This window comes from Lysinibacillus sp. NPDC059133 (assembly GCF_042755925.1).
Classification (GTDB): domain Bacteria; phylum Bacillota; class Bacilli; order Bacillales_A; family Planococcaceae; genus Lysinibacillus.
The window spans coordinates 1-26410 of sequence record NZ_JBHZDH010000011.1; the positions used below are offsets into that span (position 1 = coordinate 1).

Sequence of the window (26410 nt, forward strand, 5' to 3'; positions counted from 1 at the left end):
CGAGGCAAAAACGTAATGCTTTACCTTAAATTTTGACGATAAGAATAGCATCTGACTAAGCCCTACAATATTCGATAAAACATCCTTCACTGGTTCTTGTATCGATTTTTGGACACTCGTTTGCGCTGCACAATGGATAACCACATCAAATGCTGTTTCTTTAAAGAGATGCTCACAAACTTCATCTTCCACATTCAAAAGATAAGACTTATGCTCAAAGTCGACATTACGTAAATGGCCTGTACTTAAATTATCAATGATATAAACATTTGCACCTTCTTTAAAAAAACGCCTTGCCACTGCACTACCGATAAAACCATAACCACCTGTCACTAATACATTCATCCCATCGCCCCCAAAAACAATATGATGTTTTATATGCAGCAATTACTAAAATTATGCAAGCAACATATTTATTGTGTTATTTTTTGGAAACATTTCTCGTGTAAATATAAAAAAATGTGCCCGATATATCGAGCACATTTTACAAAATTAAGCTGGGTTTACTTCCAGTTCAACTGTAATTTTGATGTCTTTACCAACTAAAACACCGCCAGTTTCTAATGCCGCATTCCAAGTTAAGCCAAATTCTTCACGATTGATTGTTGTTGCAGATTCAAAGCCATAAACTTCTTGGCCCCATGGATTTGTACCTTTCCCATTAAATTCAGTAGCAAATGTTACTGCTTTCGTTACGTCTTTAATTGTTAAATCACCTGTAATCGCATATTCATCATCTGATTTTTTTGTAATGTTTGTTGATTTGAATGTGATTGTTGGATATTTTTCAGCATCGAAGAAATCTGCTGCTTTTAAGTGATTATCACGATCTTCACTACGTGTGTTAATGCTAGCTGCATCAATTGTAAAGCTAATGTCTGCTGTTGTTAAATCTGCAAGATCTGCTGCTTCAATATTTGCTGAATAAGTATCGAATACACCTTTTACTTTTGATACCATCATGTGCTTTACTTGAAAGTTAATTGCTGAGTGTCCTAAATCAATATTCCATTTCGCCATTTTAAATTCCTCCAATGAAATTGTTTTTATCTCGATTTCGAGATATATGTTAAAATATGAAGCAACTACATTAATTATGTTCCCTAAAATATAAGAGATAAACATTTGTAGTTACTTCTTTCGTACATATCAGTTACGAAAAGTAATCAATTACTTTATGTAACCTACTATATATTAATAATTTACTTACGTCAAGTTATTATTTAAAATTTTTTCAAACTCAAGGTATCAAGTTTTTTCTTCGAGATGTGTGTGTTAAGTGATTTGCTTTTTAAGATTTATTTCTACCTTAGCGGTTCTTGGGGTGACCCAAGCATTTCAGACTCTCAGCCTGATCTGTTCTCTCAACAACATGATCGATTTCTCCAGCACAGAAATTTTACTCCGACTACTTTCTTCAAATAAAAAAGAAGCTTCCCAATGAAATCGGAAAACTTCTTATCTCAGCGTTTCACTAATTTACCTTGGACGACAAAACGATGGTCGTCACTCATGACAGAATCCTTACAAGTGGATAGTGTAAGAATTTTGTCTTCTGGTCCAATCTCTACATTCATTTCGATGGTAGAGCGTGTTTGAATTTCGCCCATAAATTTTAGGAAAGCATCATTGCTCGTAAATTTTGTTTCAATGTAATAAAAATCAATTGTAGTTTCATAAGCAGCAAACACTTCGACATCATAACCTTCATACAGAGTGTCTAAATAAATGATAGGATGTTCGTTTGCATATTGCTGATTTAAGTAATTTTTAAGACTCCCAAACATCGTATTATTCTTCATGGCATGGCCGTACAAAATAGTATTTTGGTTTATATCCTGCACATTATTACGATAGTCCATAAATACACTGCCTGCACGACTTTCTCGATCTTTAAAGTTATGATTTAAATAAAAATCATTATTTTCAGCTTGTAGAATTGGATTATTGAGCTTTGTCCCGTCTGCAGAAATCCAACCAACAATGTTTTTATTTACCGTTAGTAAATCATTGAACTGTGGACGGATTGTAAATGGCGTTGATGAGATTTCCTCCGCTTCATCTTTTAGAGAAGCCAATGTTGATTGATAAATTGTTTGTGCTTCTTCCAGTGATTTTGAAGTCTCATAGTACGTGTATAAGTATTTGGCTAATGCAAAGCCTGAGTATAAGAATATAGATAAATATATAAATGTTAAAAACTTAGATGTCCATTTTTTCATCGTATCACCAGTTATATCCCAAGGGGTACCATGTAAAATCCATGCTGCTCATCCTCATTGAAAATGGCTTCAACACCATAGACTTCTTTAATAACTTTCCTTGTAATGACGTTACGTGGTGCTCCCTCAGCTATTATTTGTCCAGCTTTCATCAGAATGATTTGATCGCTATAGCGAATCGCCTGATTTATATCGTGAAGCACCATAACGATTGTTAAGCCATGTTCCTCATTTAACGCCTTTACAAGCTCCAATAACTCAATTTGATAATAAATATCCAAATATGTTGTCGGCTCATCCAAACATAAAATTTCAGATTGCTGTGCTAAAGCCATAGCAATCCACACTCGCTGACGTTCCCCACCTGATAAAGCCTCTAAATCGGTATCTCTTTTTTCTAGTAAGTTCGTGCAAGCAAGTGCCCATTCAATAGCTTTGCTATCTTCCTTTTCATTTCTTTTTAACATTGTATGATGTGGTAAACGTCCAAAACTCACTAATTTTTCTATTGTTAAATCCTTTGGTACATCATTTTGTTGATAAACAATTGCTAGTTTCTTTGCAAATTCTTTTGGCTTGTAGTACACCAAATCCTTGCTTTCTAACGATACATTCCCCGATATCGGTATATTGTTGCGGGACATAACACTTAATAATGTTGATTTTCCACAGCCATTTGGACCGATAATCGTTGTGATTTTGCCCTTTTGAATTATCGTCGATACACCATCTAAATGATTTCGAGTATTATCATGCGATACGATAATATCTTTTATTTCCATGTCTCCTCACTCTTTTCGTAATAGGAATATTAAGAATGGTCCACCGATAATCGCCATAATGGTCGAAGCTGGTATTTCAAGCGGTGCAACCATTGTGCGACCAATCGTATCTGCCACTAATATTAATAAAGCTCCAGCTAATGCTGTAAAAGGTATAAGCACCTTATGATCGTGTCCAACTAATCGACGAGAGATATGTGGCACTAACAGACCGACGAACGAGATAACTCCCGCTACGACAACAGAAACAGCTGATAATAGTACCGCAACAGCAGCTATAAATAGACGAGCACGAGCTACATGAAAGCCTAGACTTTTTGCTGTTTTGTCTTGTAATACTAGGAGGTTACACCAACTATATAACGCAAAGGCAGCTATTAATCCGATAGTACCATAAGTAACAATTGTTGATACGTCCTTCCACGTACGCATCGTTAAGTTTGAACCTACAACGCTGGAAGCTGAAGTATTCAATGAGCCACCTAAACTAATGAAAGTCTCTGTTAACCCCGTGAACATTGCATTAATAGCAATCCCGACTAAAATAAGTTTCAACGGACTTAAGCCTGACTTCCATGACAACGCAAAAACGAGTGCGCAGGCAAATGCCCCACCCATAAATGCTAATACTGGTGTCATAAAAAATAATGCTGGAAAGAAGGAAATAATAAAGAGCTGGACAAATGCCGCTCCTGAAGATATACCAATAACCCCAGCATCCGCTAACGGGTTACGCATCACTGATTGTAATAGTACCCCTGAAACGGAAAGTGCTGCACCAGCAAACAATGCAACAATGATTCGTGGAAATCGCAAATCCCGGATAGCCTCCATTTGACTATTTCCTTCATCAAATAATGCACCTATAAATTCAAAAAAGCCCATTTTAATGCTACCTGTTGTTGCTGCATAAACTGCTGAGACAAGTAATAATACAATTACAATTGAAAAGCTTACAATTTTTTTTGTCATACCGGACTTCCTTTTTCTTTTCAAATTCCATCATGTTTTATGTACATCTACAAAACTTTGCTTAAGGAACTGAAACATAGTTTTCTACTAAATAGGAAATATAAGAAAAGCGCCCTATAACAAGGCTATGCTTGCGATACGAGCGACATTTCTAGTTTCTATTTACGATAGAAGATTTCCATTAGCTGTCCTAAAGCCTGTGGTACTTGTAATGAAGCTGTAGTACCGAACAATTCTTCCTCTAAATCATAGACTTTACCGTTTTTTACTGCGTCAAAATGCTTCCATATATCATTCGTTCTAAATTCTTCATCAAACATTTTTACTACTTCATCTGGCATACCGTGCGATAGACGTAAAATAATATCGGGGTTACTGTTATGCAGGTACTCAGTATTCGAAGACAAGTATTCAGCGTCCTGCCCCTCCATCACATTCATACCACCTGCACGTTTCACAAGGTCTCCTGCATAGGAGTTTTCAGTCGCAACTAAATAACTACCTGGAATGCCAAGTAAAATTAATACACGAGGCCCCTCTTTGTTCTCAGTAATTGTTTGTACAGCATCAATATTTTTTTGTAATCCACTCACTAACTTCTCGGCTTGTTCTACGCGATTATAGCGTTCGCCAAGTGTTTTAATCTCGGAAAGCATGGCATCAACACTTTGAAAGTTTAAAAAATGTACTGGAATTTTTAACTGCTTGAATTTATCTTGTAAATCATACTCTAACGTTGAAACTGATAACACATCTGTTGGATTTAATGATTTAACAATCTCCATATCTGGCTCCATTGCGTTACCGATAGTAGGCAGTCCATCGAAGCGTTTTGCTAATGTTTTTTCTGTTTCAGGCACTGCTATAGCGTCCAACTCTAGCTTATCTAGAATATCTGCAATAACAACCGTTCCTGCAATAATACGATGTTCATTCTTATCAGTTGCTTCAGCTGATGGTTGTGCTTTTTCCGTAGATGTCTCTGTCTTTTTTTGCTTATCTCCATCACTACAGCCAACAACTACCAACAGTAATGACATAAGCGCCATCATGAGCAACCAACATTTCCAATTCTTTCGCATAAAGTCATCTCCTACTTATTTCTGTTCAGTCACATCTTTTCTTGAATTTTTAAAACGGCGAACGAGCAACCAGCCCGATAAAATACAAATTACTACTAGCAATACTATCTTTACAATATTCAGCTGAGCAAGCTGCTGTTCAATCTTAGAATCCTTCGCTACTTTTTCTGTAGTTTCTTCTTTAACGTCAGCATTCTCGGCGTCATTTTCATCCTCAATAGGTGCGTCAAGCGTACGATCAAATGCTAACCGCTCTTCCTTTGGCACAGTTGATGTAGGCTGAAATGATGGCAGTGTCCGTGACAACTGAGTCGGTTTTGCCACAGTCTCATGTTGTGTTATCGCTGGTACCTTTCTCATTTCCTCTTTAACAATAACAGGTGCCTTTTTCACTTCCTCTTTAACAATAACAGGTGGCTTTTCACTCGCTACTTGCTTAGATGGTGTATTTGTAGAAGGCTTATTTAAAAACTTTGCTACTTGCTGTTGATCGAATTTTAGATTTACGAAATATTGATGGTAATAAGAAATCTCAGGTATTTCAACTTTAACCCACATTCGTATTGGCTTTTCAAAATCACTAATTTCAAATTCGACTATTCTGGCATTGTCTACGAGTGAAATAAGCTTTGGTTCCACTTGGTTTCCTCGTTGATCTACAGTTAAGCCTGTTATCCAATTAGATTTTAAAATAGTCATGTGGGCATAATATTTGCCGTTTTTTTCTTTTATTTTTGCAACAGGGTTTACATATGTATTCATAATGGATTGTTCGTTTTTTCCATCTACTAATACTACGTAATTCATTGACCATTCCTTATCATAGATTTCTTCCAAAGGAGATTCTTTCATTTCGTTTTCCGGAATAACTTCCTCATCCTTTGGCACAATTGTTGAAAGGGTTGTTAACTGTAATTTAAGCTCTTGGGAAAAAGAGAAATATTCCTCTGAGGATGAAAATGCCATCTCGCCTTTAATGATAATAGGCTGATGTAAATCCTTGACATCAAATTGAACTAAATTTTCAGTCTGAACGTTTGACGAAAGCTCATTTTCCAGCTGTTCGATATGTATATCCCTTATACTCAATGGCTTATTTATAGTTAAATTCAAGCTATATTGACCGTTCTTTACATCAATTGTCGCCAATTCACTAAAAATATTGTCTTTCCCTCCATCTAGAGATGAAAAACTTAGTTCAACTTGATAGCTCCCATTTTTTAATACAGATTCTTCAGCTTTTGCCTGAAGCCATACAAATGGAGGGAGAAACATTAGTAAAATAGCACTCAAAACGAATACTCGAAATATTTTTCTATTGTTAATCACTGTGTAAATTCCTCCAAATTATTTAAGAACACAGTAACTTCCTTCCTCGGATAAGTGAGAAAGGAAGTTGCTGTAACCATACTATTTATTCATGTATTGTAATGAGCCATTTAAAATTTTTGCCATATGTGCGCGTTTTAATGGACTGCTTGCATTAATAACAGTTTTACCTTTAGCATCGACAGATCCAGTCATGATTTTACCTGCATATAGAAACGCAAAGGCTTTTCTCGCTTCTTCACTTGTAACAGTTGCACCATCAGCATAATAAGACAAACTTGGATCACCATAGTTCATTTCTTTTCCTGCAACATGCGCTACTGTTCGGTAAATCATCACTGCAGCTTGTTGACGAGTAAGTGTTCCATTCGGATTAAAGTTCTCAGCTTTCATGACAATTCCAGCTTCAGTTAAAGCATTAATTGCTTGTACACGTTCTGTATCAAGTTTCGCTGTATCTTTAAATCCAGCATCTTTTGTAGAAGATACATTTAACGAACGAGCAATCATTAACGCAAATTGAGAGCGTGTAATATTGTCATTTGGTTTAAAGTAATCTTGACCCTTAACAATTCCCTTGCTATATAATGCTAGGATTGCATCTTTATTAGCATCATTACTAATATCCTTAAATGGATTCACCACTGGTTTCACTGCGCCTTCCACAGCAAAACTAAATTGAACTTGGTGGTTCGAGTCATAGTTCACGCCTTTGTCTGGCTCATTTACAACAATATGCAGCTGTGCATTCACAAGTTTCTTTAAGTCTGCCACTTCAAATGAGTACTTACTTGTATTTGTTGCATCATCTTTACTTACTAAAGTTGCTTCTTTCCCCTCCACTTTGAATCCTTTAACATATTGACCTTGAGGGAACGTCATAGTAACTATGTTTTTACCATCTACTACTGATACGTCTACTTTTGATTGAATATATTGCTTCATAATAGATTCTTCAGAAGTACCGTTTTTGTAAACAGTGACAGCCACTTCATTTACTTTAACTTCTTCTTTAACCTCTTCAGATTTACCATTTTCTACTGCTTTCAAATCAAAATCATACCACTTGTCCATATTAGCTGAAGCTACAACAACGTGGATTTTCGCTGATAATACTTCTCCAGCTACAACTGGGAAACTATATGTAATTGTTCCATCTGCATTTTTCACTTCAGTAGCATCTACAAACTTATCACCTTGCTTTGTTTGTAAACCTGCGATCATTGGGGCAGATTTTGCTGCTACAGTTAATTTCGCCTCAAATTTACCATCCTTTTCAACGATTATACCTTGTGTTACAAGATGAGAGCTAATTGCAGGTTGTGGTTCTGTTGTTCCAGGCTTAAAGGTTTGGAAATTTACAATTGTACCAGCATTTTCTGATTTAATGGCCTCCACTTTTGCTTCAGTATTTGTAGTCGTTACTTCAGCTACCTTTGCAGATGCAAATGATGGTACTGAAAGTGATGCTGCTAGCAATGAAGCTAGTACTATTTTCGTTGCGCGTGATTGTCGTTTTTTAGCCATTATTGACCCTCCGTTTTTGTTTGTAGTTTTTTTCTATAAAGTAAAAATGCTGATCCAACTAATGCAACGATCAATAAATATGGTGTTACATCGCTTGTTTGTGGATTCGGCACATGACTTTCAGTAGAATTTGTTGGAGCATTAGTAGTTTTCGTATCAAATGCTTGCGTTGGAGCATCGATAGTTTTCGTATCAAATGCTTGCGTTGGAGCATCGATAGTTTTCGTATCAGATGCATTTGCTACTGTTGCGCTTCCTGCAGATGCCGCATCAAATACTAGTGAGACGCTGTATTCGTGGTGATAATTAATGTCGTCAATATCAATTTTCATAGCAGTTACAACTGGTTTCGTTAAATCTTTAACTGTAAATTGTACAGTACGAGTATCAGCTGCTTTATCTTCACTTACTACAGTTGCTCCACCTGGTGGTTGGAACTTTGTAATCCATGCACTATTTTTTAATGTAATTTGTACAGTAGCCGTCCCATTTTTCATTGTGACCTTTGCTGGTTTTAAAAAATAATCATTTGCAATGGATACAGAGTTGCTTTCAGGTTTATTGACCTGATATTTTATCGAATGTGTACCGTCAGCTAGTTGGGCAGATGCTTGTGGTAATGCCATATTAAATACGCACAAAGTTACAAGCATGACGAACATTATTAATTTCTTCATGTGTTACACGCCTCCTCTAAAATAATGGAAAAATTCAATTCCATAAAAACTTGATTGAAAGCTCTTCATGAAATGAAAATCATTCTCAATTGCACTTCCATTACCAAGAATACGTGTTAATGCCAGTGAATGTCAACCATTAAACCAAATTCGTCCTCAATATGTCAAAATTACCTTAAAAAAAAGAAAATATCACATAAAAAAAATGTGATATTTCCTATTTTTAATAGAAAGGCACTCTTTCTATTCATTAATCTCAACGAGAAATCTAGTGTATTCAAGAAATTATTTCAATGATCCCAATAAGTATAAGTAGCCACCCTGAAATAGCAGTTGAGTATCTTCCAATAAAAGTCTTTGTCAGCAAACCGCCAAAATGAACACCAGCGCCTACTGTTATGAACGAAAAGACACCGATAGAAATAACTGTCCATATTGCAGAAATACCATTAGCTCCAAGTGCTATTCCTCCGGCTAAGCAGTTGGCTGATAAGACAAAGCCGAGCGTCATTGCTTCGCGAAATGAAATGATATAATTTTTATCCTCATCAAATACTTCAGGGTTTTCTAATATTCCTTGTTTAGAAAAGCGACTAGATAATAAAGTCCATATCCCAATAACACAAAGCAAAAGACTTCCTATTAAATTTGCGAAATCTGGAGAGACAAAATTAATAACTACGCTCCCAGCTGTAACTGCAGCGTATGTGACGATCATTGAAATAAGGGCTATAACCGCATTGGATAATATGGGTATTTTTACTCGCTTAATACCATAAGCGAGACCAATTCCTAAATTATCTAAGTTGGCAGCTATCCCAATAAGAATGATGGCTATCCAATGCATTCCTTTCCTCCTCAATAACATAAAATCCACTCTCACATATGATATGAAGGGAAAAAATTTTTGTTCATCCATACTTTGAATGGAATTGCTTACGGAGGGAATGGGATTATCCGCGTTTCCTCAGCTATTACCCGCAGGATACTTAAGATTAACCGTTTTCAACGTCTTTTCCAGCGGGTAATATTTCCTATTCTATAGCTTGAAATTATTTAATTGTTGAGAAATCTCTTCGGCGATACTTGCAGTTTGAACAGATGACTCTGCTACATGCTGTATGGCGTGTAATGTTTCTGAAATACTATTTGCTATCCCATTTGAATGATCAGACGACTCTATAGCGACAGTAGATACATTTTCAATCGCTTTTTGTATTTCTAGCATAGAATACTTCATCGTTCCAACAAATGTTGTTACTTCAGTTATTAATGTATTAAAGTACATAGCATCTTCTTCATATTGAATTCCACTGTTTTGGAAAAGCTCATAATCAGGTGTTACTTTATCGTCTATAAAGTGTAACAGCTCTTGAGCATTAGTAGACACATTCTTAAATGCTTTTTCTACGTCACTTGTAACAATTTGTATTCTTTGAACGGTTTCAGATGATTGTTCGGCTAATTTTCGGACTTCGTCAGCAACAACAGCAAAACCTTTACCCTGTTCTCCTGCTCTGGCAGCCTCGATAGCTGCATTTAATGCTAACAAATTCGTTTGATCTGCAATATCTGCTATTGTGTCAGACATTACTTTTACTTCAGATACGATTTGTCCGGCTTGAATCGCTTCTAAAACTAGCTTTTGTTTGTCATCATATAGAGTACGAGCTGTACTAAATGCTTGAATAGCTGTTTCTTTAATATCAATTGCTCTCTCTTTTACTTTTTGTGAGAAATTAAGACTATATTCGGTTTTCTCATTTAATTTTTCCGTGCTATCAAGTACTTCAATTGCAGTCGCGTTTAATTGCTCAGTTGTTGCACTTAGTGTAGTACTTCCCATAGCGACTTCCTTTGAGGTTGTATCAATTTCATTCATTGAAGCAGTAATTTCCTCAATAGTTGCACTTAAATTTTCACTTAAACTTCCCATTTGTGTTGAAGTACTATTCACATTAGAAACAAGTTCCTGAATATGCGTAACAGAATTGTTCAACCCTTCAGTAATTTTTCCAAGGTCATCAGGGTATATCACCTGGGCATGTTTAGTTAAATCACCATTTTCAACTCCAGATACAACATCTTTAATATTGGAGATCGCCTTTTTAACATATCTGCTTAAATAAATTAAAACACCTACGCTAAATATTAGAGCAATAACCATAATAATGATGTTTTGACTCAATGTTCTCTTATATGTTGCATTATTTTTTTCGTTGCTCATTTCAGCACTTTGGATATTTGTTGTTTCTAATTGCTCCATCAGATCATCTCTTTGCTTTTCTTTTTCAAATAGAGGTTCTAGTAATACATTAACATCCACTATATCTGCATCAGAGGTAACTTGTTGAAAATTGGATTCTAATATATCTTCATAACTTTGATTTACCTGTTCCAAATCCTTAAGTAATTTTCTTTCTTCGCTATCCATTTTTACTTTCGTTAAATCTGTAAAAGCAAGGCTAATTTCTTCTTCAATAGCTGCTATTTCTTCATAATATTGAATTTTCTCATTCATATCTTGCGAATGAAAGAAAATTTTGAACTTTAAATTAGTTATTTTTTGCTGATTAGTTGAAATGTTACTTAATAAATAGACAGAAGTTAAATTTTCATGGTATAAAGACGTCGCATTATCATTCGTTTTTTTAACACCCATTATCCCAGTAAGCCCTATAATGACAAGTACAATCAGCATAACAGTATTAAATATCCCGAATTTTCCGACCAAAGATGCGTTTTTATAAAAATTCATTTATCTCTCCACCTTAAATACATTTAATTTATTGATAATAAAATTAGTTCATCGCCATAATCTAGGGTTGATTTCCGTTCCGACTGGGTGCTTTCCTGAGGGCGTCGGGCCAACACAAATGTTTTTTGCGCGAAAGCGTAGTGCAACTTAGCGAGAGTACCAACAACAACACGAGGGCTTTATCACAGGACGTGATGCTTTTAGCCTTCCCCCGCCCGCTTTGCTTCAGGGTCTCGGGCCAACAGATGTTTTTTGCGCGAAAGCGAAGCGGCAGCAAAAGGTTTTCATCTGTGACGCTAATCCCCAAGGAGTCGCCCAGTCGTAACGAAGATCAGCTTTTACATAGTAGACGTTTTAACAAAAGTCATCCACAACTTTTGGTGATGAATATTATTTTTAACATAATTGAATAATTATGGAAATCAGACGTTGTATTTCCCCTATAACTCAGCGTGTTGAACTTAAAGAAAAATACTATCTTTCTGAATAACTTTCTCGATAAACACTTCAACTAAATGAGGGTCAAACTTTATAGCCTTCTGTTCTTTTAAATAAGAAAGAGCTTCTTCCTTTGTCCAAGCTTTTTTATAAGCTCTATTACTAACTAAAGCGTCGTAAACATCTACTATAGATATTACTCTCGCTTCAAAAGGAATTTCTTCTCCTTTTAACCCCATTGGATATCCTGTTCCATCCCAGTTCTCATGATGATATTTAATAATATTTTCTGCTATTTTTTTGTCATCAAAAATTTTATTATTCATTTCATTAGATAGCTTGTTCAATACATCTATCCCCATAAGAGGATGCATCTTTATAATTTTTTTTTCATAGACTGTTAGCGGCCCAGTTTTATACAGGATTGATTCTGGTATTCCCGATTTTCCAATGTCATGTAAAACACTGTATTCTATAATTTTACTAACATACTCTAACGATAAATTATAAGTTCTATCTTCAAAGAGGCTTAGCAACAATTCCTCCACTAAATTTTGCACATTCAAAAGATGTTCTGCTATATTTGCATCACGCATTTCACTTGATAGCGCTAACAACTGAAATAGCTCCTTGTGCTCTATTTTCTTCTGATTCACTTCATCTATCAATAGTTGTTCTGCTAAGCGCATGACTCCTACATAATAAATAATTCCTTTTATTTCAATTGGCGTAATCGTTATAAATGAGTATCTTAGCTCTAATGATTTGTTGACATGAACCATTGTCCCAGACCATGGCTGTCCTTTTTTTAATGTACTTTTTAATGATTTGTACATAACAAATGGCGTTACACTCGATTTTAAACTCTCTACTGGTATTCCAATAAGAAATTCTCTTTTATAGCCGGTGATCGCTTCGTATTGTTGATTAACATCGATTATTAATTGATTTTCATCAACAATGACAACAGCATCACCTAATTTTAAATAGTATGTTAATTCTTTCGGTATTTTTTTATACATATAGAAGACCCCTTATCCATTGTTTAATTCATTAGCAAAACTAGCAAGTCGGTCAGCCGAGAATGCAACTTCTTCAAATGCTTTACCTAATTCATTGACAACGTTAGCAAAAACATTAATCTCTTCTTGTGAATGTTCGTTATTTTCTTGTGTTTCTTTCATAGATTGTAAAATTTGCTCAAAACATATGTCTGTTTGTTTCATAATTTGTTCCCCGTCTTGAACAGATTGATTAATTAAGTCAAGTGAAGCTGATAATTTTTCTACCCTAGTTACAGTAGATAAAATTAAATGAGCTACATTTGAGACTGATTTTTTCGTTACTTCTGATAATTTTTTAACTTCGTCTGCTACAACTGCAAATCCTTTCCCATGCTCGCCGGCCCTTGCTGCTTCAATTGCTGCGTTTAAAGATAATAAATTAGTTTGATCTGCTATTTTAGTTACAATATCAATAATGCCTTGAACTTCCTTCGTTATCTTTAACAATTCTTCTATATCATTGGAAATTATTTGAACAGCCTCATGAACATTCTTCATATTACTATCCTGTCTACTTATTTGAAATTTCCCATTTTCAGCTCTCTCCTCTGCTAGAGCAGATAACTTCCTTCCATCATTCGCAATTTCCACCATTTCTGTGCAATGAATATGTAATTCATGAAATGCTGCGTTAGTTTGCTCCGAAATCGATGCTAAATTTTCAGTTGAATTCACAACTTGAATTTTAGTCTGTTCCGCCTGTTCGTCTAACTTTGTTTTAATTCTACTGATCTCTTTATCGTATTCTTCAAGAACGACTTGTTGCTCTAAATTAAATAGTTTTGAAAGTGCTTTTACACTAGAATAATAAAGTTCTTTTTCAGAAATATTCTTTTCGATTATCTCGATAATCGCTATAAACAAATTTTGAAAAGCACATAAATACCATTTTGTCTGTAGACCAATTTTCACATGTATTTGTGCTATTCTGGCCCTTTTCAAAAAATATTTATCATCAATTATTCCTGAAAACATTTCTAAAATATGCGATTTTAAAGTCTTCTTCAAAGCATCTACCGAACTATTATTATTAATAAGTGTTAGTAGAGATTCTTCCAAACTGAGATTCTTGTAAAAAAGATCCACAATATCATCGATTTTTTCTTCTACAAATGGCTGTAAGTTTTTAATTATTTGTAGCTCTTCTATTGAAAAATGAAGCATTGTTATTTGTTTCTCTATTTCACTGCCATTTTGAATATCCATTTTTATAGTACGATCCAGTAATATAATGCTGTTTTCTATCTCTTTCTCTTTACTTTTCCAAAACATGAATCAACCTCCATTAATCTTCTTTACACTTCACTTAGTAAAGTTTTCAATAATAACTTATTTTGCTGTTGATACTTAGCAAAATAGATTTCCTGTAGTCTTTTTGATAACCTATCATAATCGCTTTTTGAAGGAACTGAATTCCATACAAATATATCTTCTATGTCTTTTTTAATATTTAAATATAAGCGATCCGTTATAATTAACTCCGCCTCTTCATCTTTAGAACACAACTCAACATGGATAAAAAGACGTTTTATTTGGCTGAATAGATAAGGAACATCATTTATCATTGAAAATATTTTTATTTTAATAGTATCTCTATTGGCAAAATCAATTGTTTGTTTTAGTAATTTATGATATCGGCCAATTAATATTTCTCTGCGTTCAAATACGATGGCGAAGGCCTGATTTTCCATTAGACGATCATAAAACTGATTCATGATTTCTATTTGAGCCGTTTCATGCATTTCTAATCTCTTTTGATAAAGATCTTCTTTAAATAAAGCAGCTGGACCAGAAAAAGTTAACATAAAATAATGAAGATGCAGTAAATTTATAAAGAGTGCTCCATATTCTTCTACATCTAAAGTAATTGAAAAATGCTCGATGAACATTTCTATCCAATATAGAGTTGCTTGTACAAATAATTCCTGATTATGATGCTGTGCAAAGTTCATTAATAAACTAACCGTATTATCTGTTTTATGATAACGACGCATACAACTAATGATAGAAAATAAAAACATAGTTTCTAATTCAATTTCTTCATCTGATAAATCAGTAAATCGTCTAAATATATGCTTTATTTTTTTCGATAATTGCTCATAGTTATGATGATGTTTCGTAAAGCTTGCATACATTGGATGATATTCGATTAGGCAACCTATTTTTGCGCGTGATAAGCAAACGGCTAGCCAATATGAAACTTGTTCGGAATAGGCTATGTCTACTTCCTTCATTATTTCTAGTATTTCTTCTCTTGAAACTAGAGTAAATGGCCACTCTTCTCCCCAACACGAATTCCAGTAGAACAAGAAGTAAAAATAACGAAATTGCTTTTCTGTCCCTTCAAGACTGACTTTTTCATAAGATGTATACTTCAATTGAAACTGATCTAACAAAGGCTTAACTTTTTTTATTCTTCGATACATGGATGCGACGCTTGTGAAATTTTCCAAAATAAACATATTAACATCATAAAATTCATTGTAAAAAATCTCATTAAAAGCTTTATAGGTTAATGAGTTTCGTAAATAATATCTTTCAACAGTCTTCATAGAAAAATTATCTTTATAATTTAATTGAAAATACTTATGCTCTTCTTTTTGGATAACAGCAGATTCAGTAATAAACTCTAAATCAATTGCTATCTCATTTATTATTTTCAAGATTGTTCTTTCAGACAGATCCATCATTTGGGATAACTCTAAACTTGAAAATAGCCTCTGTTCATTGTAAATATGATGTAAAATATTCACCTTTTGCAAAGGTAATCGATCCAAAAAATTATACATAAAAACACCTCAATGTCTTCCACCAGTAAACCCTAGCTGTGTCATATAAATTAACCATATATTTGAAAATAGATAAGCTTATTTAATTCTTATCAATACATTCTATTCCCGTTTTTTACGACACTAAACATGAGAAAGCATTATTTTAATACTTTATAACTACTCTAGATACTTAAAGCTGCCAATAAAACAGATGTTACTGATTATTTCACTTCCATTAAATACTCTTTTAAACAACAAATGTTGTTTATTTTCGTCAAATTCACTCATTTTAGACAATCGTGAAAAAAGCCTCTTGTTTTCAAGGTTAGTTACACTATATCAGGCATTTTCAAACAAACAAAATCACTTTTTGTTCGTTTTTGAACATATTTTGATAATTCTAAAATTCATTATTTTTAGGGGTTAAATTCTATTTTTGCATCTTCATACAAGCTCATCTACCGGATTCCATCATAAGAGGGTGTTTCTCAACACTTTTCCCTGAAATTTTACTAGCGAAAACTCCTCAAGCTTTTACAACCTAAGTGTAGACTAGAACGTCCTAGGCACTTTCGAAGTGAGCTAAACAAATAGCTCTTGAATAGGCAAAAGGCTTTCATCCGTTCGTATTAAAATAGAAAAAGAGATGTATCAAATTACGATACATCCCCCTTCCTGGTAAGACTTATAAAGCAAGCGCTCTATACATGAACGCCGTAAATTGTGCGCGTGTTAAATTTTCATTTACTACAAAGATCTTCTTAAACATATACCTATATTTTAAACTCGGCATCGAAACTATAGCATTATCGATAAAATTGTTAAAATCAATATTTGTTAGTTTTCGAACATATTTTGATAATCTTTTTTGTTGCAAATTTATATTCATTCAAAATTACCCAAGTCCTGTGGCATTACCGAACTGGCCGACATCGTGTTGGCCCTCATGCGCCTAAGCACAAAGCCCATTCCGGACGCAATTATGCCTAGGCACAATTGACATAATCACCCTATTTAAGTCGATTTGACAAAAGTAACAACCTTTTGATAACTTTAAGTTGTTACTTGTTAATTTTTAGATACATATCATTCTATAATAAAGAAAGGGAGATCTTATGAGATTCAGTAAATTAATGAAGATAGGATTGGCTTTAGCAGTCATGTTAGTATTAACTGCTTGTGGCTCAGATGGTGAAGACACGAAAAATGAAGACAAAAATGAAGTGAACTTAGCCTATGTTGAGTGGGATACTGAAATTGCTTCTACAAACGTAGTAGGACAAGTGCTAAAAGATTTAGGATATAATGTAACACTAACACCACTAGATAACGGAATTATGTGGGAGGCTCTTGCCAAAGGAGAGGTCGATGGCATGGTGTCAGCTTGGCTACCACAAACACATGCCCCACAAGTTACGAAGTACAAGGATAAAATAGACGATTTAGGTGAGAACCTAGCAGGCGCAAAAATCGGCTTAGTTGTCCCTAGTTATATGGATGTAAATTCTATCGAAGATTTAACGGATGAAGCTGGTAAAACGATCACTGGCATTGATCCAGGAGCAAATATGACAGCAACTACGGAAAATGCTTATAAAGAATATAAAAACCTAGAAGGCTGGAATGTAGTTACCTCATCTGCAGGCGCAATGACAGCAGCCCTTACTCAAGCCATTGCGAAAAATGAAGAAATCATCGTGACAGGTTGGTCTCCACACTGGAAATTCACCGCTTTTGATTTAAAATATTTAGACGATCCTAAAGGTATATACGGAGCCGAAGAATATATTGGTACATTTGCACGTAAAGGATTGAAAGAAGATAATCCGGGAGCGTATAGTGTTCTTAAAAACTTCCACTGGACGCCAGAAGATATTGAAAGTGTTATGTTTGATATTATGAAAGGCGCTGATCCTAAAGAGGCAGCAAAAACATGGATCAAAGACAACGAGGATAAAGTTACAGAGTGGACTAAAGATGTAAAATAATGCACGCTACACGTAACTAAGGAAAAAGATCCATTCACTGAGCAATCAGTAAATGGATCTTTTTCTGTTATGTTAATATCTCCGGATGGAAATGACCCTCTTAAGTAAAGATACATAGGATTCTTGTCTAAACAAATGAAATTTTAAAATTAAACTATTTACTAAAAAGAGAAGACCAGCCAAAAAAATAACCCCTTTTATGTGAATTATTCCACTTAAATATCCACCAAGTAAAGGACCAATCAGATTTCCTAAAAATAGAGCACTATGATAATAACCGAATGTTAAACTTTCCATTTTTTCAGGTGCATTTTTTCGTATTAAACTTATTACCGATGGGAGAAGACCACCTATAAATATCCCCATTAAGAACCTAGCGAGCAGCAATAGCCATATAGAAGAAACCAATGCTTGGGAAACATAACAAATAAAATTCCCTAACAAAGAAATTAACAAAATAATTTCAGGACCCACTTGATCTGCTTTCCTTCCTAAAATGGGAGAAAAGATTGTAATAGAGAAACCCGAGATTGAAACCGCTAAACCTACCATCGTTGTTAAAAAGACATCATTATTCCACATACTTTCTACATATGTGGCCAAAAATGGTGAAGTACTCATCGTTGAAAACTGAATAAGAAATCCAACCATAAACAAAATTCCAATTAGAGGTTCTTTCATAATTTCCCGCAGTTCAGAGAAGAAATGCATACGTCTTCTCTTAGGCGTCGGAACTTTCAATGTACTTGGTTCAGGCTTATTAACTTCTGTTAAAAAGAATACAATAAGTGCCCCTGATATCAGTAACATAGCACTAGATACATAAAGGATTTTATAAAATCCTATCCACTGTCCCAAAACTCCACCTATTAATGGTCCGAAAATATTCCCGGTGTAAGCACCTGATTGGGCTATACCGAGTGCATAACCTATTTTTTCTTTAGGAGTATTCATTGTGATGAATGGAGAAGATGCAGGGATAAAACCACCAAAAATCCCTAAGATAAAACGTAGAATTAATAAGTGCCAAGCTGTTGTGCTATAGGTCATTAAAAATGTGGCAAATGCCATTCCAATTGCTGAACGGACTAGAATAGTTTTCCTACTCGTTTGATCTGCAATCTTTCCCCAAATCGGCTGAAAAAGAAAAGCCGATAAAAAAGTAGCGCCAAAAATCATCCCTGTCCAAAGCTGAATATCAGTTTGAGAGTGAACACCTAAATCACTTTTGAGATAAACTGGAATAAAAGGTATTATTAAGCTAAATGCAGACATGACTAAAAATTGTGCAATGCTCAAAATATACGTATTCTTTTTCCAAACTTCCAATTATATACCTTCTCTCACTGATTTAATAGTTTCATAGAATGTACAGGATATCTATCACCAGCTGCTGAACCTACAGGTATAGCTTTATCTATGAAATCCTTTATATCATTTGGCAATTCAAAGTCTATTGCAGCAATATTTTCTTGTAAGTAGGATCTCCTTTTTGTCCCTGGTATAGGGATGATATCTAATCCATTAGACATTAACCATGCTAATGCTAGTTGTGCAGGACTAATATTCAGTTGGTTTGCTATCTCTTCTAGCTGTCGAATCAAAGCAAGGTTTTGATTGAAGTTGCCTCCCTGAAATCGAGGTGCGTTCCTTCTAAAATCGTTGTCTACAAATTTATCGACCGCCTTAATTTTTCCAGATAAAAACCCTCGTCCCAGAGGACTATATGGTACAACAGCGATATTTAGTTTACGGCAAAGGGGCAATATTTCCTCTTCAATATCTCTAGTCCATATTGAATACTCTGTTTGTATTGCAGCTATAGGATGTACTTTTTGTGCTCGTTTTATCGTTTGAGAAGATACTTCCGAAAGCCCAATATGTCGTACTTTACCTTCTTCTACTAATTCTTTCATAGCACCAACTGTCTCTTCTATGGGAACGCTGGGATCTACACGGTGTAGATAATATAGATCGATGTAGTCAGTATTTAACCGTCTTAAACTTGCTTCACAGGCCTTTTTTACATATTCCGGTCTGCCGTTAACTTTAATTACCTTCCCACTCTCATCTCTTACAAAAGCAAATTTGGTAGCTATATTTATCTGTTGTCTGACATTTTTTAATGCTTGACCGACTAATTCTTCGTTTTTCCCCACTCCATATTGATCAGCTGTATCAAAAAAGTTAACACCGAGTTCTAAGGCGTAATGCAATGTAGCAATCGATTCCTCATCATTTTGAGTTCCATAGTATTCTGACATGCCCATGCATCCTAATCCTAAGGATGAAACACTTAAATCTCCAATAGATCGATATTTCATTTTTTTCTCCTCCAATCTTTCTTCAGCATGAAATTATATCGATTAGAGTGCACTCTAAGGCAAATGTATTTTTTTCCATTTCTCATAAAAAAAAGACCTTTTAGAAAGGTCTCTATCAATTATGCCTCAGCATAATTGCGTCCGTAGGCTTTAACTTATTTAATTGGATTACTTAACTTTTTCCTCCAAATTTTTATAGTAGTCAATTTTTTCATTAACCTTAATTAAACTATTTTCTAATTGCTTAATTTGGTTAAGAACGTTCTCTTGATGAGCTTCTAATAGTTCTCGTCTTTCAGTAACGGTAGAATCACCTTGACGTCTTAGGTCTGCAAATTTTTTCATATCTCTTACAGGCATTTCTGTGTTACGTAACATAATGAGAAAGTCTATACATAAAATATCGCTCTTTGAGTATTTACGATATCCATTTTCATCTCTTTCAATCTCACATAAAAGACCAATATTTTCATAGTAGCGTAGAGTGTAAGAACTAAGACCAGTGATTGAGGATATATCCTGAATAGTTAATAATTTTTCCATATTTTTATTATAACACACTTGCTTTATAGTGCACTCTAAGGAGTATCTTTGATTCTAGATTCATTTTTTAATAGTTTTTAGGAGGAATTTTTAATGAATATAGGGATTTTTGTTTTAGCACTTGCCACATTTGTTGCTGGTACAGTGGAGTTGGTGATCGCTGGGATAATCAACATGATTGCAGAAGATTTACATGTTTCTGTAGGAGCAGTCGGTCAGTTAGTTTCAGTTTTTTCATTGGTTTTTGCCTTTGGGGCTCCAGTACTTATTGCTTTAACTTCTAAAGTAGAAAAACGTAAATTACTGCTTATAGCAATGTTAACTTTTCTAGGAGGTAATATTTTATCTATAGTTAGTCCGAATTTCACAACCTTATTAATAGCCAGAATTATTCTTGCAGCTAGCTGCTCTATCGTAGTTGTCACTTCCGTAACAATGGCTGCCAAAACTGTTGCAACGGAATTAAGAGGAAGAGCTATTGGATTAATTTTCATGGGTTTAAGCGCATCATTAGTGTTAGGTGTACCACTAGGAACTATTATCGGTGAAAATTTTGGTTGGAGGATGACATTTGTATTAGTTTCAGTCTTAAGTATTGTTTCTATGGTAGGAATCATTAAGTTTTTACCTAAGGTTCCACCACAACCAGCCGTTCCTTTACTTAAGCAAATAGCCACATTAAAAAGTAAAAAAATCGCATCAATCCAGCTCATATCAGTTTTGGAGCTAACTGGTCATTTCATAGTTTATACTTATTTCACGCTTTTTCTTAAAACAACAATGGACTTATCAACAAATATGATTAGTATGGTCTTACTTGTTTTTGGTATAGCTGGAATAACAGGCGGTTGGATTGGTGGCTGGGCATCCGATAAATTTGGCGGAGCAAAAACTATACTCACATTTCTTATACTTTTTGCAGTTTCCTTGTTCCTATTACCTTATTCTACAGGATCAATGATCAGTTTATTGATCGTTGTCGTACTATACGGTGTGATGGTTTGGGCTCTTAGTCCAGCTGTACAAAATTATCTAGCTGAGTCTGCTCCCGATTCCTCAGATATCCAATTAGGTTTAAATACTTCATTTTTACATCTTGGAGTAGCTTTAGGTTCTGGTTTGGGTGGTTTACTTGTAGACTACTATTCTGTAACTATCAACACGTGGGTAGCTGGTATTATGGTAGTTTTAGCCTTAATCTCTGCTATTTATTCGCTAACGATAAACCGTAGAGAAAATACTTCAATTCAAGGGCTATAACTAAAAGGATAGGAGGACGCCCACATGCCCATCAAGCTAAGATTATAAAGTACCCCCTAAATGGAAATTTTGTGTTTTTATAGTACCGAAGTTTATTTTTATCGTTTTGGGGAACAACAGATTTTTTAACTTGCTAGCAATGCGGCAGGACCCCTATTTACAATAACAAACGAATTAAAGGAAAATAAAAAGGAATGAACCCTGTCCAATACAGTGTTCATTCCTCAGTAACTGCTTAAAATATGTGTCTAACTTTTTGGGGTCACTTCATTTGAAGATCCTTATAAATTCGTTATCTTACAGGTTCTATAGATGAGATCCGCCACTTGCATCGAGCAATTGACCAGTTACCCAACGACTGTCTGAGGAAGCGAGAAAGGCGGCAATATCTGCCACATCCTCGGGTTCTCCCCATCTGTTGAAGATTGAAAGACCAGCCGCATATTTTTGTCCATCAAGGTTTTCCAAAGTCTCAGCATTCATCTCTGTATTAATAATTCCAGGCTGGATGGCGTTTACCGTAATATTACGGCTCCCTAGTTGTTTGGCTAGAAGACGCGTAAATGTGTCGATAGCACCTTTGGACATACTGTACGTGAAGACACTTGGAGAAGCTGTACGTGTCACAAAAGATGAAATATTAATAATGCGTCCTCCATCTTTTAAACGTGGCAAAGCTTGTTGAGTAACAAAAAGTGGTGCTTTGACATTAATCTTCATTACCTCGTCAAATGATTCTTCCGTCGTCTCTTCTAAACTGATAATTTGACCAATTCCAGCATTGTTGACAAGAATATCGAATCCGTCACCGCCCATATATTCCCGAATAGTATCATCCAAAGTAGTAAATAAATCTTGAATGCCATCTAGAGTACTAAGGTCAGCACCAATCGCGCAAGCATTTCCTCCGCTTTGCTCGATCTGGTGAACAACTGCTTCTGCCTCATTACGTCTTTTCCCGTAATGAACTACGACAAAGGCTCCCTCTTGTGCCAGACGCAATGCAATACTGCGGCCAATTCCTCGACTTGATCCTGTAACTAAAGCTATTTTGCCTGCTAACTTACTCATGCTTCCATCTCCTTGTTCAAACATAGTTATATTACATAGATAGTTATATCATGGAACATTATTTGAAATGTTGCTCTCCTATTCGGTTTCAAGGGGGCGATTGCTTCAGATAACTTAGTTCATCTCTTGGTTGCCAGCATTGCTTATATAAATCTTGAATACGTTTTTGACGATGTGCATCATATTGTTTAAATGCTTGTTCAACATAGTTATTTCTTTTAATACATTTTGCCAAAATATTTACATCTTTAATTGCTTGGTAAGCGTCTTGCCTCATAGAGGCACGGTTGCTCCTTCTACCCCTATATGCGATGGTCTTCTATTAACAAAAGCAATGCTAATAAATATAAGAAGTAATCCTACTAATAGATTCATAGTGACTTTCTCATGTAAAAACATAATACTCACTATATTTGAAATAACCGGAATCATAAATGTATAAGCTCCTACTTTACTTGCTTCTCCAGAGCCAATCAATATAAAATAAATTAGCCATCCGAAAGCTATAACAAATATTACAATGAATAGTAGATTGCAAATTAATGTGGTATTCCAAATGATATTTGACCAACTTTCCATGATAGAACCTGACCCAATTAAGAATAGCCCACCTATTATAAGTTGAAGTGAAACCGTCCAAAATGAATCTACTACACCACTTGTTTTCTTCATAAACAGGTACAGCGAAAAAGCTTTTTTAACTGTTGCTTTCGAATAAAGTTTAATAATTTATAAAAGGGTTAACTACTCAGCCACCCCATGAAAATACCAGATAGCTAGAGAAATCTACTAAAAAAACGTGTTAATTTTTTCATACTGCTTATAATGTTCTTTGTAGAACTTGCGTGGTAAGTAAATTTTGATGAAGTAAAAGGAATCCATTTATTTACTATTATATATTTTGAATAAAGAAAGGACTGTCTCAAAAAGCATTTTTCATTGCCTTTTGGGACAGTCCCTTGTTTGTTAACCTTTATTTTAATACTTCCGGATGGAAACCATCTTTTTGGAAGTAATTTTGATGTGACCAAATATTTAATTTTTCTTTTTCTGCATCTTGCTGGATTTCTCTAAATTCATCCTCAAACGTATTGTTTGGCTTATGGATAAAGCGCACTGCTGCAAGTCCTTCTTTTAGTAATGATTCCTGTAGCATTACATCATCAATAAAGACATAGGCTAATAAGCGATCGTAGTTATCTGTTTCTGGTCCAACATCGTAAACCGCTTCAACCTTTTTGGCGTGTTCTAACAATTTAATTGTATAGTCCTTTGCCTCTTCAGCATAAGGCTGCGCTTCACCTTTGTTATAATTCATCTCTGGTGTATCTACCATCAATAGGCGAATTTTTTGTTTCTTGCCATTTATTGTCGCCTGAATTGTATCACCATCATATGCTTTAATATACTCTACATCAAAGCGTTTATTTCCTGTTTTTTCTTCAACCTGTTCAATAGAAATAGTACTATCTTGGTTAGTCGATGTTGTATCCTTTTCTTGGGCTGGTGATCTGCCGAAAATCATATACAATGCAACAGCAAGAATGATTGTACCACTCGTAATTAACGTTTTTATATCTTGCATTTTCATGTAGTAGGTCCCTCACAACTTCATCTTTATTACATTTTAAGGAAGCTTCTAAAAGAATCCTTAAAAGTTTCACGATGTTTCTATTGTAGAATATCAGGCTACTACATTCAAGTTATGTAGCTGCAATAGCTACCCAATGGTTTGGAGAAACTTCAACAAGCTGACTATTTTCTATCTCATAGTCTGTTTGTATGTCTTTGTTTTCGGTATCTCTATATTTTTTCTTTTCTATCGTAGGATCTGGAATTGGTATTGCGTGTAATAAAGCTTTTGTATACGGATGCTGTGGATTGGCGTACAGCTCCTCACTTTCTGCAAGCTCTACAATCTGCCCACCATACATGACAGCTACACGATCGCTAATATGCTTAACCATAGACAAATCATGAGCAATAAATAAGTATGTCAATCCAAGGCGCTGCTGTAAATCCTTTAACAAGTCGACAATCTGCTTTTGAATAGAAACATCAAGTGCTGAAAGTGGTTCATCACAAACAATAAAATTCGGCTCCACTGCTAAAGCTCTTGCGATACCAATACGTTGTCGCTGTCCACCTGAAAATTCATGTGGATAACGCATGGCATGTTCTTTGTTTAAGCCTACCAGTTCAAGTAATTCCTCCACACGCTGTTGACGTTCTCCATTCGTTTTAACGAGTTTATGAATATCTAGAGCTTCCCCAATAATATCTACTATTTTTTTCCGAGGATTCAACGAGGAATATGGGTCTTGGAAAATAATTTGCATATGACGACGCATAGCTTTAAGCTGCTTTTTCGTTAGTCTTGTCATTGGTACACCTTGATATAAGACTTCTCCATTCGTAGGCTGATGAAGCTGTAAAATTGTTCGACCTGTCGTAGATTTTCCTGAGCCTGATTCACCTACTAAACCTAACGTTTCTCCTTGGTATATATGGAACGATAAATCATTGACAGCCTTTACCGTTCGACCATGACCTAATGCGAATTCCTTTGAAAGATGTGCCACTTCGATTAATGGTTTATTTTTATCTATTTCAAGCTGTACATTCGTAACTGGCTTAGGCTGCTTTTTCTCATGGAGCTTTGGTAAAGCATTCAATAGTTTTTTAGTATAAGGATGTTGAGCATTTTTAAAAATTTCCTCTGTCGTACCTTGCTCAACGATCTCTCCTTCCTTCATCACAATAATTCGATCGCACATGCCAGCAACGACACCTAAATCATGAGTAATTAATATGATTGAGGTGCCCATCTTTTTTTGCATATCTCGCATTAATTTTAAGATTTGCGCTTGGATGGTTACATCAAGGGCTGTGGTCGGTTCATCCGCAATTAGTAAAGATGGACGACAAGCAAGTGCCATAGCAATCATAACACGTTGGCGCATTCCCCCTGAAAACTCATGCGGATATTGTTTATATCGTTCTTCTGCATTTCGAATACCTACAAGCTTTAATAACTCTATTGTTTGCTTATAAGCCTCAGCTTTAGACATGGACTGATGCTTTATTAAACTTTCAGCCACTTGTTCTCCAATACGAATAGTTGGATTTGTCGATGTCATTGGATCTTGAAAAATCATACTGATATCTTGTCCACGGATTGCCTCCATTTGTTTTTCGCCCAATGAAGTAAGCTCTTGTCCTTTAAACAAAATATTTCCTGACTTTAGATATGAAGGTGGTGATGGCAATAGACGCATAATTGAACGAGCCGTTACACTTTTCCCACTACCTGACTCTCCTACAATTCCGAGTGTTTCACCTTTATTTAGATGAAAATCAACGCCTTTAACGGCTTCAAACTCTGTCTCTCCCGTAATAAAAGATACACGAAGATCGCTTATTTCTAGAAGCTTTTCACTCATTCAATCCATCCTTTTGTAAATTTTGTGATTGACTTAATTACTAGTATAACCCATACTTTACAATACCGATAGGAATTATACAATATAATAATACTGAATCTTTCACCCTGCTATTTGTTCAATAGGACCTTACAAAAAATGAGTCAGCTAAGCGTGTGT

At 35.1% G+C, this 26410-nt stretch carries 23 protein-coding genes and 1 pseudogene; 2 read left to right on the top strand and 22 right to left on the bottom strand.

Annotation, left to right across the window (positions count from 1 at the left end):
- The 14 genes from ACFXN8_RS08175 to ACFXN8_RS08240 form a co-directional block, all read right to left on the bottom strand.
- On the bottom strand, positions 1–345 hold a 345-nt coding region (locus ACFXN8_RS08175; RefSeq protein ID WP_386844218.1), incomplete at its 3' end, for an NAD-dependent epimerase/dehydratase family protein.
- Positions 346–492: 147 nt separating this feature from the next.
- Complete coding sequence (locus ACFXN8_RS08180; RefSeq protein ID WP_386844220.1) at positions 493–1020, bottom strand: YceI family protein; 528 nt, start codon at positions 1018–1020, stop codon at positions 493–495.
- Positions 1021–1463: 443 nt separating this feature from the next.
- On the bottom strand, positions 1464–2222 hold the full coding sequence (gene srtB / locus ACFXN8_RS08185; protein ID WP_386844222.1) for a class B sortase: 759 nt from the start codon (positions 2220–2222) through the stop codon (positions 1464–1466).
- Between the two features lie 11 nt (positions 2223–2233).
- Entirely contained in the window at positions 2234–3004 is a 771-nt protein-coding gene (locus ACFXN8_RS08190) for an ABC transporter ATP-binding protein (protein WP_386844224.1), read from the bottom strand.
- Positions 3005–3010: 6 nt separating this feature from the next.
- Positions 3011–3976: a FecCD family ABC transporter permease gene (locus ACFXN8_RS08195; RefSeq protein WP_386844226.1), complete on the bottom strand. Its 966-nt coding sequence runs from the start codon at positions 3974–3976 to the stop codon at positions 3011–3013.
- 158 nt (positions 3977–4134) lie between these two features.
- Positions 4135–5058: a heme ABC transporter substrate-binding protein IsdE gene (gene isdE, locus ACFXN8_RS08200; RefSeq protein ID WP_386844228.1), complete on the bottom strand. Its 924-nt coding sequence runs from the start codon at positions 5056–5058 to the stop codon at positions 4135–4137.
- 15 nt (positions 5059–5073) lie between these two features.
- A complete protein-coding gene (locus ACFXN8_RS08205; RefSeq protein WP_386844230.1) occupies positions 5074–6387 on the bottom strand; it encodes an NEAT domain-containing protein in 1314 nt (437 codons plus the stop codon).
- Positions 6388–6468: 81 nt separating this feature from the next.
- Complete coding sequence (locus ACFXN8_RS08210; RefSeq protein WP_386844232.1) at positions 6469–7914, bottom strand: NEAT domain-containing protein; 1446 nt, start codon at positions 7912–7914, stop codon at positions 6469–6471.
- Entirely contained in the window at positions 7914–8591 is a 678-nt protein-coding gene (gene isdC / locus ACFXN8_RS08215; protein WP_386844234.1) for a heme uptake protein IsdC, read from the bottom strand. Before isdC ends, ACFXN8_RS08210 begins: the two co-directional genes overlap by 1 nt.
- Positions 8592–8868: 277 nt before the next feature.
- Entirely contained in the window at positions 8869–9438 is a 570-nt protein-coding gene (locus ACFXN8_RS08220; protein ID WP_376071490.1) for a manganese efflux pump, read from the bottom strand.
- Between the two features lie 192 nt (positions 9439–9630).
- Positions 9631–11349, bottom strand: a complete 1719-nt coding sequence (locus tag ACFXN8_RS08225; protein ID WP_376071487.1) for a methyl-accepting chemotaxis protein — start codon at positions 11347–11349, stop codon at positions 9631–9633.
- Positions 11350–11810: 461 nt separating this feature from the next.
- A complete protein-coding gene (locus ACFXN8_RS08230) occupies positions 11811–12809 on the bottom strand; it encodes an HD domain-containing phosphohydrolase (RefSeq protein WP_386844237.1) in 999 nt (332 codons plus the stop codon).
- A gap of 12 nt (positions 12810–12821) precedes the next feature.
- Complete coding sequence (locus tag ACFXN8_RS08235) at positions 12822–14123, bottom strand: protoglobin domain-containing protein (protein WP_386844239.1); 1302 nt, start codon at positions 14121–14123, stop codon at positions 12822–12824.
- A 23-nt stretch (positions 14124–14146) separates the two neighbouring features.
- Positions 14147–15640, bottom strand: coding sequence for a helix-turn-helix domain-containing protein (locus ACFXN8_RS08240; protein ID WP_386844241.1), 1494 nt, complete (start codon positions 15638–15640; stop codon positions 14147–14149).
- Positions 15641–16737: 1097 nt separating this feature from the next.
- On the opposite strand from ACFXN8_RS08240, the gene ACFXN8_RS08245 reads away from it, so the two are divergent.
- A complete protein-coding gene (locus ACFXN8_RS08245) occupies positions 16738–17610 on the top strand; it encodes a glycine betaine ABC transporter substrate-binding protein (protein WP_376071476.1) in 873 nt (290 codons plus the stop codon).
- Between the two features lie 72 nt (positions 17611–17682).
- On the opposite strand, the gene ACFXN8_RS08250 is transcribed toward ACFXN8_RS08245, so the two are convergent.
- The 3 genes from ACFXN8_RS08250 to ACFXN8_RS08260 all read right to left on the bottom strand — a co-directional run bounded on the left by ACFXN8_RS08250 (position 17683) and on the right by ACFXN8_RS08260 (position 20477).
- Positions 17683–18939 carry an MFS transporter gene (locus ACFXN8_RS08250; RefSeq protein WP_386844243.1) on the bottom strand — a complete coding sequence of 419 codons (1257 nt, stop codon included), beginning with the start codon at positions 18937–18939 and terminating at the stop codon, positions 17683–17685.
- A 14-nt stretch (positions 18940–18953) separates the two neighbouring features.
- Complete coding sequence (locus tag ACFXN8_RS08255) at positions 18954–19934, bottom strand: aldo/keto reductase (RefSeq protein WP_386844246.1); 981 nt, start codon at positions 19932–19934, stop codon at positions 18954–18956.
- A 168-nt stretch (positions 19935–20102) separates the two neighbouring features.
- A complete protein-coding gene (locus ACFXN8_RS08260; protein ID WP_370076790.1) occupies positions 20103–20477 on the bottom strand; it encodes a MerR family transcriptional regulator in 375 nt (124 codons plus the stop codon).
- 93 nt (positions 20478–20570) lie between these two features.
- Between ACFXN8_RS08260 and ACFXN8_RS08265 the strand changes: the two genes are divergently transcribed.
- Positions 20571–21737, top strand: coding sequence for an MFS transporter (locus tag ACFXN8_RS08265; protein WP_386844249.1), 1167 nt, complete (start codon positions 20571–20573; stop codon positions 21735–21737).
- A 306-nt stretch (positions 21738–22043) separates the two neighbouring features.
- Here the strand turns inward: ACFXN8_RS08265 and ACFXN8_RS08270 are convergent, their stop codons facing one another.
- The 5 genes and pseudogenes from ACFXN8_RS08270 to ACFXN8_RS08290 all read right to left on the bottom strand — a co-directional run bounded on the left by ACFXN8_RS08270 (position 22044) and on the right by ACFXN8_RS08290 (position 26251).
- Complete coding sequence (locus tag ACFXN8_RS08270; RefSeq protein ID WP_376071465.1) at positions 22044–22808, bottom strand: SDR family oxidoreductase; 765 nt, start codon at positions 22806–22808, stop codon at positions 22044–22046.
- Positions 22809–22896: 88 nt separating this feature from the next.
- Positions 22897–23085, bottom strand: coding sequence for a hypothetical protein (locus tag ACFXN8_RS08275; protein ID WP_376071462.1), 189 nt, complete (start codon positions 23083–23085; stop codon positions 22897–22899).
- A pseudogene (locus ACFXN8_RS08280) lies at positions 23082–23486 on the bottom strand (EamA family transporter); the annotation flags it as partial. The gene ACFXN8_RS08275 and the pseudogene ACFXN8_RS08280, both read right to left, overlap by 4 nt.
- A gap of 295 nt (positions 23487–23781) precedes the next feature.
- Positions 23782–24399: a thermonuclease family protein gene (locus ACFXN8_RS08285; protein WP_376071460.1), complete on the bottom strand. Its 618-nt coding sequence runs from the start codon at positions 24397–24399 to the stop codon at positions 23782–23784.
- Positions 24400–24511: 112 nt separating this feature from the next.
- Entirely contained in the window at positions 24512–26251 is a 1740-nt protein-coding gene (locus ACFXN8_RS08290; RefSeq protein ID WP_386844252.1) for an ABC transporter ATP-binding protein, read from the bottom strand.
- Between the last annotated feature and the right edge of the window lie 159 nt (positions 26252–26410).